General features: G+C 32.8%; 12 protein-coding genes and 1 pseudogene. 12 read left to right on the top strand and 1 reads right to left on the bottom strand.

Annotation, left to right across the window (positions count from 1 at the left end):
* Positions 1-200, bottom strand: a pseudogene (locus tag B5D16_RS11300) (hypothetical protein); the annotation flags it as partial.
* Between the two features lie 192 nt (positions 201-392).
* Here B5D16_RS11300 and B5D16_RS11305 point away from each other — a divergent pair.
* The 12 genes from B5D16_RS11305 to B5D16_RS11360 all read left to right on the top strand — a co-directional run bounded on the left by B5D16_RS11305 (position 393) and on the right by B5D16_RS11360 (position 14088).
* Positions 393-1127 carry a sensor histidine kinase gene (locus B5D16_RS11305; protein ID WP_078767099.1) on the top strand — a complete coding sequence of 245 codons (735 nt, stop codon included), beginning with the start codon at positions 393-395 and terminating at the stop codon, positions 1125-1127.
* A 1-nt stretch (position 1128) separates the two neighbouring features.
* On the top strand, positions 1129-1611 hold the full coding sequence (locus B5D16_RS11310) for an NfeD family protein (protein WP_078767100.1): 483 nt from the start codon (positions 1129-1131) through the stop codon (positions 1609-1611).
* Positions 1612-2601 carry a flotillin-like protein FloA gene (gene floA / locus B5D16_RS11315; protein ID WP_078767101.1) on the top strand — a complete coding sequence of 330 codons (990 nt, stop codon included), beginning with the start codon at positions 1612-1614 and terminating at the stop codon, positions 2599-2601.
* 19 nt (positions 2602-2620) lie between these two features.
* A complete protein-coding gene (locus B5D16_RS11320) occupies positions 2621-3343 on the top strand; it encodes a LytR/AlgR family response regulator transcription factor (protein ID WP_078767102.1) in 723 nt (240 codons plus the stop codon).
* A 204-nt stretch (positions 3344-3547) separates the two neighbouring features.
* The gene (locus B5D16_RS11325) at positions 3548-4255 is read left to right on the top strand and encodes a response regulator transcription factor (protein ID WP_078767103.1); all 708 of its coding nucleotides are present in this window, start codon (positions 3548-3550) and stop codon (positions 4253-4255) included.
* 223 nt (positions 4256-4478) lie between these two features.
* Positions 4479-5618 (top strand): substrate-binding domain-containing protein, encoded by a 1140-nt coding sequence (locus tag B5D16_RS11330; RefSeq protein WP_078767104.1) that lies wholly within the window; start codon positions 4479-4481, stop codon positions 5616-5618.
* Positions 5599-7173 carry a sensor histidine kinase gene (locus B5D16_RS11335; protein ID WP_078767105.1) on the top strand — a complete coding sequence of 525 codons (1575 nt, stop codon included), beginning with the start codon at positions 5599-5601 and terminating at the stop codon, positions 7171-7173. The genes B5D16_RS11330 and B5D16_RS11335 overlap by 20 nt, the downstream gene beginning before the upstream one ends.
* Entirely contained in the window at positions 7174-8760 is a 1587-nt protein-coding gene (locus B5D16_RS11340; protein ID WP_078767106.1) for a response regulator transcription factor, read from the top strand.
* Positions 8761-8793: 33 nt separating this feature from the next.
* Complete coding sequence (locus B5D16_RS11345) at positions 8794-9894, top strand: sugar ABC transporter substrate-binding protein (RefSeq protein WP_078767107.1); 1101 nt, start codon at positions 8794-8796, stop codon at positions 9892-9894.
* A 246-nt stretch (positions 9895-10140) separates the two neighbouring features.
* Positions 10141-11271 (top strand): substrate-binding domain-containing protein, encoded by a 1131-nt coding sequence (locus B5D16_RS11350; RefSeq protein ID WP_341465215.1) that lies wholly within the window; start codon positions 10141-10143, stop codon positions 11269-11271.
* Between the two features lie 103 nt (positions 11272-11374).
* Complete coding sequence (locus B5D16_RS11355; RefSeq protein WP_078767131.1) at positions 11375-12916, top strand: sugar ABC transporter ATP-binding protein; 1542 nt, start codon at positions 11375-11377, stop codon at positions 12914-12916.
* A complete protein-coding gene (locus B5D16_RS11360; protein ID WP_341465216.1) occupies positions 12916-14088 on the top strand; it encodes a sugar ABC transporter permease in 1173 nt (390 codons plus the stop codon). Before B5D16_RS11355 ends, B5D16_RS11360 begins: the two co-directional genes overlap by 1 nt.
* Positions 14089-14105: the final 17 nt, after the last annotated feature.

Below are 14105 nucleotides of genomic sequence, written 5' to 3' on the forward strand. Positions count from 1 at the left end.
AGTAACTTTTCTGCATCACATCTTGGGCGACCTGTTTTGTAGCCTTTCCCTTCTACAAAGTATGGTGTTAGGTCAATGTGATCCATTACATCACAAAAAGTATAAACCGGATCAGAAATATCAATTAATTTTTCGATAACCAATGGTAATTTTAGCTGACGTGCTGTATAATTATCATTGATATTTTTATTTTTTAGCATAATTAATTATATCAAAAAACGGCTATGAGCGCGAGCTCATAGCCGTTTTTCTATTAGGGGATTTTTTTTACAGCCCCTTTTGAAAATGCAAAATGACATTTGAGTTGAATTTTTGTATAATTGAGAGAGTATGAATTGCTTATATTAGTAAAAATGGTATGATTTGATTATGAAGTTTATAAGGAGGGAATTTTGGATAATAATTTCTACTTGATACTTTGTTTGATTTTAGTTGTTATATTGATAGGCTGCATATTTGTTTTAGCTAAAGTTCATTTGAAACTATTAAAAAGAAATGAGACTTTAGAAGATACCATAGTTAATCTTGGAAAGCTTAATGACAAATTACGAATGGACAGACATGATTATTTAAATCATATGCAGGTTGTATATGGATTAATGGAACTTGAAGAATATGAAGAGATGAGTTCATATCTTAATAAAATTTATAAGGAAATGTTAAAAACAGGTAAAGCAATTAAAACTTCAAAACCTGCAATAAATGCATTACTTGCAGCTAAATCATCTGAATCGGAAACAAAGGGGATAGAACTAGTTATTGAAGTTAAATCAGATTTGAAGGATATAAAAATAGAAGATTGGGAAATGTGTAAGGTACTTTCAAATTTGATTGATAATGCAGAGAAAGCATTAGATGACAGTAATAAAGATGAAAAGAAAATTTGGGTTAATATTAATGAAAACAGAGAGGAATATCTTTTTGAAGTTGGAAATAATGGACCTGAAATTCCAGAGGAATTAAGAGAAAAGATTTTTAAAAAAGGATTTTCAACTAAGAAGGAAGAAGGACATGGAATGGGACTTGCGATAATTTCGCAGATCATTAACGAGCATGAGGGAATTATTAATCTTGAATCAAATCATGAAAAAACAGTATTTACAATAAATTTAAAAAAAGGAGATTAAGATGGAAGCAATTCAGATTTTAGGGATAGTTGTTCTCGTAATAGGAATACTTCTTATAGGCATAGAATTTTATATGCCTGGCTTTGGTGTTCCGGGAATAACAGGAACGATTTGTACAGCAGCGGGTGTATACTTAACAGGTAAGGATACATCGCAAAGAATAATAGTTGGAATAATTGCAATTGTAATTGTTGCAGTTATGTTGGTGATTAGTATTATTGTTTTTAGTTCAAAAAATTTCAAATCACCAATGAAACTTGATACTGATCTTAAAGGTAAAAATGTTTTTATTGAAGAGCAGGATATGGAATATTTAATTGGTAAGCAGGGAGTTGCAATTACAGATTTACGACCTGCAGGAAAAGGCGAATTTGATGGAGTAACATTTGATATATTCTCAGCTAATTATTTCATCAAAAAAGATACAAAACTTATAATAACAGCTATTGATAATAATAAGATAATGGTAAAGGAGGAAAAGTAAATGGATATTAGCGCACCAATTATAATAGCGGCATTAATAGTATTTTTCATATTAGTATTTATATCAGTAATTCCGGTAGGAATGTGGATTTCAGCAGTAGCTAGTGGAGTTAAGATTGGTATCTTCTCACTTGTTGGTATGAAACTTCGTAGAGTAAGACCAGAGAGTATTGTTAGACCTATGATTAAGGCTACAAAAGCTGGTTTATCAGTTAAAATAAATGAACTTGAAGCTCATTATCTTGCAGGTGGTAATGTTGATAGTGTTGTTAATGCACTTATCGCTGCAGAAAGAGCAGGAATTAATTTATCATTTGAACAGGCTTCAGCAATTGATCTTGCTGGACGTGATGTTTTTGAAGCTGTAAAGATGAGCGTAACACCAAAGGTTATTGAAACACCACAGATTGCAGCAGTTGCAAAAGATGGTATTGAACTTTTAGTTAAGGCTCGTGTAACAGTTAGAACAAACATTAATCAGTTAATTGGTGGTGCTGGTGAATCAACAGTACTTGCCAGAGTTGGTGAAGGTATTGTAACAACAGTTGGTTCAGCAAATACTCACAGTAGCGTTCTTGAAAATCCAGATGATATTTCTAAGGTGGTTCTTGAAAAAGGTCTTGATTCTGGTACAGCTTATGAAATTATTTCAATTGATATTGCAGATATTGATATCGGAAGAAATATTGGTGCTAATCTTCAGAGTTTACAGGCTGAAGCTAATACAAAGATTGCTCAGGCTAAGGCAGAAGAAAGAAGAGCAATGGCTGTTGCTCTTGAACAGGAAATGAAGGCTGAAGTAGTTAAGGCTAAAGCGGAAGTAGTTAAAGCAGAAGCAGAAGTACCTAAGGCACTTTCACAGGCTTTAGCATCGGGTAACATGGGAGCAATTGATTATTATAAACTCCAGAATGTTCAGGCTGATACAAAGATGAAGAATGACATTGGAAATGGTGTTATGGAATTTGTAGATAATAAAAAAGAAAAATAAAACTTGGAAGGGATAAGTCATGATTAATGTAATGGTAGTGGAAGATGAGGAACAGATTCGTAAGATTCTTCAAAAGATGATAGAAAAGAATGAAGGTTGTAAGGTGGTATCTGCGTGTGAAAGCTTCGCAACAGCTATCAGTGATTTTATGAAATTACGTCCAGATGTTGTTTTTATGGATATGGATCTTAATGGAGAAAGTGGTCTTGATTGTGCAAAAGCCATTACAGAGGTTGATCCAAAAGTTAAAATAGTATTTGCTACGGCCCATAGTGAGTACATGGCAAATGCATTTGAAATATATGCTTTTGATTACTTGGTTAAGCCATTTAACATGGAACGTATAGCTAATACTTTAGATAGAATTAAAAGCATGTCGGATGTTAAGGAGTCTTCTGGAAAATCAGAGACGGCGCATGATAAATTAATTATCAAGGGTAAGGAAGAAATCAATCTTGTTGATACAAATGACATCATTATGGTTGAACGAGTTGATGGAATGTCTAGAATAGTTACATCAGATGAAATCTTTTTAACTACGCAGTCTCTTGCGGCTCTTGAGGAAAAGTTAAATCCTGATAAATTTATCAGAAGCCATAAGTCATATATTATTAGGGTTGATGCAATTAAGAAGTTAGAGGTATACGGTAGATGGACATATAATGTTATGTTTAAGAATACTGATGAAACAGCACTTATGACATCGGCTAAATATGATGAAATAAAACATGTTTTTGGATAAAAAATTGAGATATAAAAAGGCGCATTAAGCGTCTTTTTATTTTGCCTAAATATGCTTTGACATTTTTATTACATTTTTCTAGCAAATACTTGGTTATTTTTTTATGTGCTGATGATATTATTGTATTGTGGTAAAATAATAAAAGTGAAAGAATTATTTGCCAATGAGTATAAGTGATTTGAGTAAGTATGTTTGGAGGATAGTATGAAGAAATTAATATATGCAGCTGATGATGAAAAAGATTTAAGAGATGTTATGGAAGGTTTTTTACTTAATGCAGGTTTTGAAGTAAAGACATTTCCAACAGGTGATGAATTATATGAAGAATTTCGTAAGAAGGAACCAGACCTTGTAATCCTTGATATTATGATGCCAGGTACAGATGGTCTTACAATTTGTAAAAAAATTCGTGAGATTTCAAACGTTCCTGTTATTATTCTTACAGCTAAAGAAGGTGAAGTTGATTATATTAGAGGATTTATGCTTGGCGGGGATGATTATCTTATTAAGCCATTTTCACCTGCACTTTTAGTAGTTAGAATCAATGCGTTACTAAGAAGAGCAGAGATGTCTAATGGTGTTAAGGATAATAATGATAAGAGTGTTATTGAATTTGGAGATTTGAAATTTAGTGATGCGGAACATACTATATGCTGCAATGGTAAAGATTTGGGATTTTCAATGACTGAGTTTTCTTTACTTAAATGCTTGTTGCAGGATGCAGGAACAGCTTGCTCAAGAGATAAACTGTTAGATGAAGTTTGGGGAATTGATTCTGAGGATATTGAATCAAGGGTTACAGATGAAACAGTAAGAAGAATTAGACATAAATTAAAGGATGCAAAGAGTAGAGTGAAGATAAAAGCAGTATGGGGATATGGATATAAGTTAGAGGATGGAGATCATGAATAGAATTAAGGTTATAATTATATTATTTCTTATAAGTGTATAAATTAAACAAGAAAGCCTATCTATTTTGCATAAGTAGATGGGCTTTTTTTTGGTAGATATGTTGATGGGCTTTGTCTTGACACTACTTTTGCGTTATTCTATAATTTTAAGAGGTTGATTATAGGATTTAAAGTGGATTTTTATGCGATAAAAATATAAATCAAACTAACTTTGAGGTGTTAAGTTGAATAAGCAGGATAATAATAAAAGTACAATAGATATGGAAAAGCATAATGAAAAACACAAAAGAGTACTGCGAGACAAACTTTTTGTATGGATGACAGTTGTATTTGGTGTGGCGTTAGGTCTTATTATTATTAGTAGTATTGTATTTTTTAAACAAAGAATTAGAAAAACAGAAGAGTTTTTAAGTAAAGATAAGATTAATACATATGATAAATATTATGTTATGATAGCGAATAACATGGAAGAAGACATAAGAAACAGTATATATGAAAGTGCTCTTAAAACTGCAAAAGAGAATGATGCTTATGTTGATCTTTTAGGAAGTAATCTAGATGAAGAGTATCGTGTTGAAGACTTATTAAAGATGGCAATTAACATGGGTGTTGATGGTATTATTTTAGAGGGTGATAATACAGAAGAAGTTAATGAACTTGCAAAGGAAGCAAACGAAAGAAATATACCAATCGTTACAATTTGTGAAGATATAGCGGATGAAGAGAATAGAAAGAGTTATATCGGTATAAATAAATATGAGCTAGGAAGAGAGTATGGAAAGCAGTTATGTGAGTATGTGGCTGAAAACAAACTTAATAATTGCGATGTAAGAGTGATTTTTAATGAAACACAGATGAATAGCCAGGATGCTATAATTTCTGGTATTAATAGTAGAATTAAAGATGATCAAAAAGATAGTATTATAAAGATAGAAAGTAAAATAATTGAGAATATTGTAGAATACTTAGCAGAAGAACAGATTAATGATATGTTTATTCCTCATGTTGAGAATGGAAAAGATGGTAGTGGATTTAAGTTACCTGATGTTGTAGTGTGTTTGACTGAAAAGAATACAATATGTGCGTATCAGGCTGTGGTTAATTCAACAAACACTGATAAAGTAAAAGTGTTAGGATATTATATTACACCGGAGATTAAAGAAGCTATATCTTATAATAATATTATGTCGACAGTTTTGATTGATACTGAAGAAGTAGGATATGATGCTGTTGAGGCACTGACTGAATTATATTTAGCAGGTAATGTTAGTGATATTTACTCAGTTGGTACAAAAACCGTTACAAGAGAAAATTTAGCCACATTTGATATGGAAGGAGTCGTAGTTGAAGAAGAATCTAAGTAGCAAGTTTAAAGATGCTTCCATACGTGTTAAATTTACTTTTATGGTTATAGGCACGTTGGTTGTCATGTTTTTAGTTAGTATTTACATGTATTACAATATTAATCGTTTATCAAAACAGATAGATGATATTTATGCAGGTAACGTTAAACTTAATAATCTTGAAGATGCGCTAAATAATGTACAACTTAGTCTTACAGAGTATTTAAATACTAGACGAATAGATAAGAAAAGAGAACATGAAGAGAGTGTTATTGATTATCAGAATTTGGTTGATCAACTTAATGAAGATATTACAGATAGTAAGTTTTTCTTAATGGAAAGAAATATTAAAGAGTTATCTGATTATTACCTTCCAATTACAGAAAAGACTAGGCAGCTTAAAGATGAAAGTGTAAGACAGAAAAGTAAAGTTGAAAGTTATAGAAGAGTTTATGATGAGGCTGATAAAACATATAGATATATTAGAGCTCACATAACTAGTCTTAATGGTCAGCTTTTTAGAGATAATGAAGTTACGTATGAAGCACTATCATCAGCCATTCGATTTCTAGAAATTTCGAGTGTGTTGATTTTTATGATATTAGCGATTTTTGATGTATTTGTTGTATTATTAATCACAAGAAATATAACAAGACCTTTACATGAACTTGCTAGAGCAGCGGATAAAGTTTCAGAAGGTAAACTTGATGAAACTGGAGTTGTTAATGTATATGCAAGGGATGAAGTGGGTGTAGTTACGGAGGCATTTAATCAAATGGTTAGTAGCATTCCGATGTATCTTGATAGATTAAAAGACAGTATGGAAAAAGAACGCGAGTTAGTAGAGAAAGAACTTATGATGGAAGCTAATCTTAAAGAAGCACATTTAAAGGTTTTACAGGCTCAGATTAATCCGCATTTTCTTTTTAATACGTTAAACGCAGGTGCACAGCTTGCTATGCTTGAAAAATCTGATAGAACTTATGAATATATACAGAATGTTGCAGATTTTTATAGATATAACATATCTGCAAGTGATGAGGTTAAGCTTGCTGACGAACTAAGAATAGTAGATACGTACATTTTTATTTTGAATGTTCGTTTCTCTGGAGAAATTAATTATTGTAAAGAGATAGAGAACGAAGAATACTTAAATGTTAAGTTGCCTTGTATGGTATTACAACCTATTGTTGAAAACTGCATTAATCACGGTGTTAGAGATATAGAACGAGAGAAATACATATATCTTTCAATTTATGAAGAAGATGGTTATGTTTGCATAAATATTGGTGATAATGGTGTAGGAATTGAACAAAGTGTAATAGATAACCTTTTAAGTGGTAAAGGCGAAAACATTGAAGATGAAGCAAATGCTGTTATAAAAGAAACAGATTCCGCATATGAAAAAGTCAAGAAAGAAGATAAAAAAGGCAATGGTTTGGGGCTTAGAAATGTTATTGAAAGACTTGATTTATATTTCAATGGGAAGAGTAAGTTTGAAATATATAGTAATGGAAAAGATCAAGGAACTGAATTTGTTATAAGAATTCCTTGTGAAGATAAGGTGGATGAATAAATGTATAGAATTATGTTGGCAGATGATGAGGGAATAGTAATAGATTCGTTTACGTATTTGCTGGAGGAAGAATTTGGTGATGACGTTATAATTGAATCGGGAAAAACTGGTAGAAGTGTTATAGAACTTGCTGAAAGATTTAGACCTGATATTGCTATTATGGATATTAGAATGCCTGGTATTAATGGTATTGATGCCATAAGAGAAATCAGAAAGAGAAATTCTCAAGTAGTTTTCATAGTTGCTTCTGCATATGATAAATTTGATTATGCTAAAGAGGCAATCAATCTTGGTGTAATGGATTATTTAAATAAGCCAGTTGAAAAAAACCAGTTTATTGAAACGGTTAAAAAGGCCATGGAAATCATTGATAGAGACAGAGAAAAACGAACCATGGAACTTGAAACAAAGGAAAAACTTGAAACAGTTGTACCTATTATTGAAAGCGGATTGATTTATAATTTGCTATTCCAGGATTTCTTCAAGGATGATCTTGTAAGTTTTAATAAGTTGCTTGAGATTGATGAAAAATATGGATACATGATTGTTCTTTTATTTGGTGATGATCAGCAGGGAAATCAAATGACTAATGCAATTGGTACATCTGTAAAAGTACAAAACTATATAAGAGATTTGCGAGATATAGTAAAAGGTTATACAGGAGGGATAGTAGGTCCTGTTATGGCTAATAAAATCGCAGTATTTGTTCCTACGGAGAAAACAGAATTTGAATATAATGAAAGAATAAATTTAATTGAAACCGCAAGACTCATGGTAAGAAGACTTAATAGAGAGTTTGATATTAAATTTAGAGCAGGCATAGGTACTATAAAACCATTAGATAAGATGGTTTCATCGTATAATGAAGGTGTTGACGGGTTAACTATGTCATCTGATTCGGTTATTCACGCTGACGATTTGGCTATTGGTTGTGGATATGAAGAAGATTATCCTATTGACACTGAGAACAATCTTATTGAGGGTGTTAGAAGGGGTGACCTTAATATGGCGATTAATGCTGCTGGTCAGTTCTTTGACTGGATGGTTGAAAATTATAATGATTATGATTCTGACATAAAGGTTAAGACATTGGAATTTGTTATATGGGCTGAACATCTAGGTTATTCTAAGGGTGGTAAAACTTATAGATTTAGATCTAGAGAAGATTATTTACCATACATTAATTCTGTTAAGGATTATGATGAACTTAGAAGTTGGTTTATTGATAAAATTTCTGAAGCTTGCCAGAACGTTATGTTCAGAAAGGAAGCACAATCTACAGGTATAATAGATAAGGCTAAAGAATACATATATGCTAACTTTAAAAAGGATATATCTTTAGATGATGTATCACGAGAGGTTGACATTAGTCCGTATTACTTTAGTAAGATTTTCAAAAAGGAAACAGGAGAAAACTTTATTGAATATTTGACTAATATTCGTATTGAGAAGGCAAAGGAATTACTTGAAAATACTGATATGAGCATGAAGGAAATATGCTTAGAAGTTGGATATTCTAATCCAAATTATTTCAGTAGATCGTTTAAAAAGAATGTTGGTGTTACACCAACGGAGTATAAAGGCTAATTAAATGATGGCGGCTAAAAAAGAGGACAAAAAATGAAAAAGAAGATATATATAGTATGCGCAGCTTTACTTTTGGTTATTATTGCTGTGGTTGGGTTGCAAAAAAACAATGAAGTAAAAAATAATAAATCTGCTAGAAGGAATAAGGCAGATAAAATAACAATAGGATTTAGTTTTGATACATTCCTCGTTGACAGGTGGAAAAAAGATAGAGATGTATTTGTTTCAAAAATAAAAGACTGTGACAGCAGTGCTGATGTTATAGTAAAAAATGCAAATGGAAATGTGGAGAGACAGATCGATAATATAGAGTATCTTATTGATAAAAAGGTTGATGTCTTGGTTATTGTCAGCATTGATTCAGAAAAACTAAAAGGTGTTATTAAAAAAGCAAAAAAGGAAAATATTAAAATAATTGCTTATGATAGATTGATTAGGGATCCGGAAGTAGATTTGTATATAACATTTGATAATAAACAGGTTGGAAAGTCCATGGCAAGAGCTTTGTGTAATGAAGGCTTACCAAGAAAAAAAGTATTAATGATTGCTGGACCTAAAGAAGATAATAATGTTTCAACGGTTGAAGAAGGATTTAAAGAAGTCATGAAAGAAAATGGCGTTGAAATAGTTGATAAACATTATACAGAAAACTGGAATGCCGATGATGCTGCAGATTATATAAAAAATCTATACGAAGATGAAGAAAAAAGAAAGATGCTAGAAAGTATAGATGGAATAATGTGTGGTAATGATAATATTGCGACAACTGTTATTACAAAATTATCAGAGTTAAAACTTGTTGGAAAGATAAAAGTTGTAGGGCAGGATGCTGATTTGGATGCTTGTCAGAGAATTGTAGAAGGAATTCAGGTTATGACAGTATACAAAGAAGTTGAGAAACTTGCTGAAACAGCTGCAGAATATGCATATAAATTTGCTAAAGGTATAAAGGTAAAAATAACAGAAAGATACAAAGATGGGGATATAGATTATCCATATGTTTGCTTAGAAACAATACCAGTAACTAAGAAAAATATGGAAGAGGTAATTATTTACTCAGGGTTTCATTCTAGGGATGAAGTGTATGTTAATGGTTATTTAGATGAGGAAATATCTGAAAATATTACCGAATAAATGCGGAAAAACGGAAACTAATTGTACAATATTGTTATAAACAATAGCACAAAATGGCAAAAAGACTGGCACTATGGCAAAATAGTGCTAGTCTTTTTGCAATATGTACAAAAAAATAATAAAAATTGGAAGAAAGTTGCAAACTATTACTAGATATATTGTGATAGTATATGTACATAGGTTACGGGAGGTGTCTGGAGCGGACATCTTTAAGACTAATTTTTTACACATACGGAGGTTTTTAAAATGGTGAAAAAGAAATTACTCGTATCACTCCTCGGTGCAGCAATGGTTGCTTCACTCGTATCAGGATGTGGTGGCGGAAAGAAAAGTGGTAAAAAGACAGTAGGTATCGCAATGCCTACAAAGACACTTGAAAGATGGAACAGAGATGGTTCATATCTTGAGAAACAGTTTAAGGATAAAGGATACGATGTATCTCTTAAATTCTCAGATAACAAGATTGATCAGCAGGTAAAAGATATTGAAGGTCTTATTGCTGATGATGTAGACTTATTGGTAATCGCTGCTATCGATGGTGAATCTCTTACAAAGGTATTAGATGATGCTAAAGAAGAAGATATTCCAGTAATTTCATACGATCGTCTTATAAGAAATACTGAAGCAGTTAGTTACTACGTATCATTCGATAACTACAGAGTAGGTCAGTTACAGGGTGAATTCGTAAGAGATCAGTTAGATCTTGATAATGCTGCTGGCCCATTCAATATTGAATTTACAGCTGGTGATCCTGCTGATAACAATGCTGGTTTCTTCTTCAATGGTGCTTTTGATACACTTAAACCATACATTGATAGTGGTAAGTTAGTTATTAAGTCAGGTCAGAACACATTTGATCAGGTTGCTACAAAGGCATGGGATACAGCAACAGCTATGACACGTTTCCAGAACATTTTAGGTTCTAACTATTCAAGTGATAAACTTGACGTAGCTCTTTGTTCTAACGATTCAACAGCACTTGGTGTTGCTCAGGCTATTGAAACAGACTACAATCAGGATAACAAGGCTGACATTATTGTAACAGGTCAGGATGGTGATGAAGCTAACCTTAAGAACATGGTTGATGGTAAACAGACTATGACAGTTTACAAAGCAGTTGCTAACGAAGCAGTTGCAACACTTGACTTAGGTGAGAAACTTCTTAAGGGTGAAAAGCCAGATGCTAAGTTAATCGACGATGCAGGTTGGAAGTTCACATGTAAATATGATACAGAATCATATGACAACGGTAAGAAGAAAGTTCCTTCATACTTACTTGAACCTACAATTGTTACAAAAGAGAATATGGACAAAGAACTTGTAGATACAGGATATTATACAAAGGATGATCAGGGATATCTTCATCCAAAGAACTAATTAACTATATAAACACAATTAGGGCGGGGCGTTAATGCCCCTGCCCGTTTTTAAAGAAGGAGGTAATGACTTGGCAGAGAAATCAACAGAATACATATTGGAGATGAAAGGTATCACCAAGCTTTATCCCGGAGTAAAAGCATTAGATGATGTAAATCTTAAGGTAAAAAGAGGCGAAATTCACGCCTTGGTTGGGGAGAATGGTGCAGGTAAATCAACACTTATGAATGTTTTATCGGGTACGATTCGTTTTGGTATGTACACAGGTAGCATTCTTTTTAACGGAGATTATTGCGAATTTCGTACAATCCGTGATAGTGAACAAAAGGGAATAGTTATTATTCACCAGGAACTTGCGCTTATTCCTGAACTTACTATTGCAGAGAATATGTTTCTGGGTAATGAGCGAAGTAATGGATTTGGAAAAATCAACTGGGATGATACCTACAAACAGGCTTCAAAACAGATGAAGCGAGTTGGTTTGAAGGAGAGTCCTTCAGTTTTAATTAAAGATATAGGTACAGGTAAACAGCAGCTCGTTGAAATTGCAAAAGCGCTTTCAAAAGATGTTAAGCTATTAATTTTAGATGAACCTACTTCATCACTTAATGAAGAAGATAGTAAGATGCTTCTTGATATGCTTTTGGCATTCAAGGAAGAAGGACTTACATCTATCATCATTACACATAAACTTAACGAAGTTGCTTATTGTGCTGACAGAATCACAGTAATCCGTGATGGATCAACAATTGAAACAATTGATAATCCTGAACATAATATTGATGAAGATCGTATTATTCAGGGTATGGTAGGTCGTGAACTTACAAACAGATTCCCAAGCCGTGAACATAATGTTAGCAGTGAAGTTGTATTTGAAGCACAGGATTGGACAGTATATCATCCAATCTACACTGAAAAATGCGTTGATAAGGGTGTAAACTTTAAGGTTCACAAGGGTGAAGTTGTAGGCTTTTCAGGACTCCAGGGAGCTGGTAGAACAGAACTTGCAATGTCTCTTTTTGGAAAGAGTTATGGAAGTAATATAACCGGTCATGAATTTATAAATGGCAGAGAGGTCTTCTTAAAGAATGAACATGATGCTATTAATCATGGTCTTGCTTATGTAACAGAAGACAGAAAGACCAATGGTCTTGTTCTTTCAGATACAATTGCTAGAAATACTACAATGGCTAAATTGGAAAAGATATCTAATAAGGGTATCATCGATTATGCTTTAGAGAAAAAATATGCAGTTGAATATGCTGAAGCTATGAGAACAAAAACACCTAGCGTTGAACAGGATGTTGGAAATCTATCAGGTGGTAATCAGCAGAAGGTTCTTTTATCAAAATGGATGTTCGCTGAACCTGAAGTATTGATACTTGATGAACCAACAAGAGGTATCGATGTTGGTGCTAAGTATGAAATTTACTGTATAATCAATGAAATGGTTGCCCAAGGCAAGTCAGTTATCATGATTTCATCGGAACTTCCAGAGTTACTTGGAATGTGTGATAGAATCTATGTTATGGATGAAGGTGAAATCGTGGGTGAATTTGAAGCTGCTGAAGCAACACAGGAAAAGATTATGAAGGCTATATTAACTCATAATAATGATAATAGTAATCTAAAGGAGGCGAACTAATGAATACAAGCTCAATTGATGTAAAAAAGCTTATTAAAAAATATACTATGATAATTGCGTTGGTAGTTGTGTTTATATTCTTTACATTCCTTACAGAAGGTAAATTAGTTAAAGCACAAAATATTTCCAACCTTTTACTTCAGAATGCATACGTACTTGTAATGGCATGTGGTATGTTACTCTGTATTTTAACTGGTGGTAACGTAGACCTTTCAGTAGGTTCAACACTTTGTTTATCAGCTGCACTTGCAGCTAATAGTTTGGAAAAGGGAATGAATCCTTTCCTTGCTATTTTAATTCCAATGGTAGTTGCTGTTATAATTGGTATTTGGCAAGGATGGTTGATAGGTTATATTCACATTCCACCATTTATTTGTACACTTGCTGGTATGTTCTTATTTAGAGGATTTGCCAGAGTAGTACTTAACTCAAAGACAATTGCAGTTATGAATGAAAAGTTTGTAAATATCTTTGCATCATATATTAAGATTGGTGCTATTGATAAGAAACATGAATATGTATCAGCGCTTATCGTTGGTGTTATAGTTGCAGTTATTATTGTTTTATCAAAAGTTATTGGTATTGCTAACAAGAAGAAAAAAGGATATGATACTTCTAATAGCACATCAGAAATTGTTAAGGCAGCTGTAATTGCAGCAGTAGTTCTTGCATATTCATTCAAATTATATGAATATAAGGGTATTCCTGTAATGTTAGTTTGGATTCTTATAGTGGTATTAGTATTCCACTTCGTTACATCTTCAACAGTATTTGGTCGTTACTTCTATGCTGTTGGTGGTAATGAAAAAGCTACAAAACTTTCAGGTATCGATCCAAGAAAAGTATACTTCTGGGCATACTTCTGGATGAGTGTACTTGCAGGTTTCTCAGGACTTTTGGTTGCATCACGTATCGGTTCTGTTGATGGTAACATGGGTAATTCATACGAAATGGATGCTATCGCTTCATGTTTCATCGGTGGTGCTTCTGCTTACGGTGGTTCAGGTAATATACCTGGAGTTATGGTAGGTGCTATCTTACTCGGTGTTATTAACCAGGGTATGTCAATCTACGGTCTTTCAGATCAGTGGCAGTACGTTGTTAAAGGTGGCGTTCTTTTAGTAGCCGTTGTATTCGACGTAGTATCAAATCATAAGACAGGTAAATCGTGATAAATTGTTAAAAACTT

The sequence above is a fragment of the Eubacterium uniforme genome (genome assembly GCF_900167115.1).
In the GTDB taxonomy this organism is placed as follows: Bacteria; Bacillota; Clostridia; order Lachnospirales; family Lachnospiraceae; genus Eubacterium_S; species Eubacterium_S uniforme.

What these genes read in the sequence shown, in the direction of transcription:
- B5D16_RS11345 (WP_078767107.1), top strand. Translation starts at nt 8,794, where the DNA reads ATGAAAAAGAAGATATATATAGTATGCGCAGCTTTACTTTTGGTTATT.
- B5D16_RS11355 (WP_078767131.1), top strand. Translation starts at nt 11,375, where the DNA reads ATGAAAGGTATCACCAAGCTTTATCCCGGAGTAAAAGCATTAGATGAT.
- B5D16_RS11325 (WP_078767103.1), top strand. Translation starts at nt 3,548, where the DNA reads ATGAAGAAATTAATATATGCAGCTGATGATGAAAAAGATTTAAGAGAT.
- B5D16_RS11360 (WP_341465216.1), top strand. Translation starts at nt 12,916, where the DNA reads ATGAATACAAGCTCAATTGATGTAAAAAAGCTTATTAAAAAATATACT.
- B5D16_RS11320 (WP_078767102.1), top strand. Translation starts at nt 2,621, where the DNA reads ATGATTAATGTAATGGTAGTGGAAGATGAGGAACAGATTCGTAAGATT.
- B5D16_RS11340 (WP_078767106.1), top strand. Translation starts at nt 7,174, where the DNA reads ATGTATAGAATTATGTTGGCAGATGATGAGGGAATAGTAATAGATTCG.
- B5D16_RS11310 (WP_078767100.1), top strand. Translation starts at nt 1,129, where the DNA reads ATGGAAGCAATTCAGATTTTAGGGATAGTTGTTCTCGTAATAGGAATA.
- floA (WP_078767101.1), top strand. Translation starts at nt 1,612, where the DNA reads ATGGATATTAGCGCACCAATTATAATAGCGGCATTAATAGTATTTTTC.
- B5D16_RS11350 (WP_341465215.1), top strand. Translation starts at nt 10,141, where the DNA reads ATGGTGAAAAAGAAATTACTCGTATCACTCCTCGGTGCAGCAATGGTT.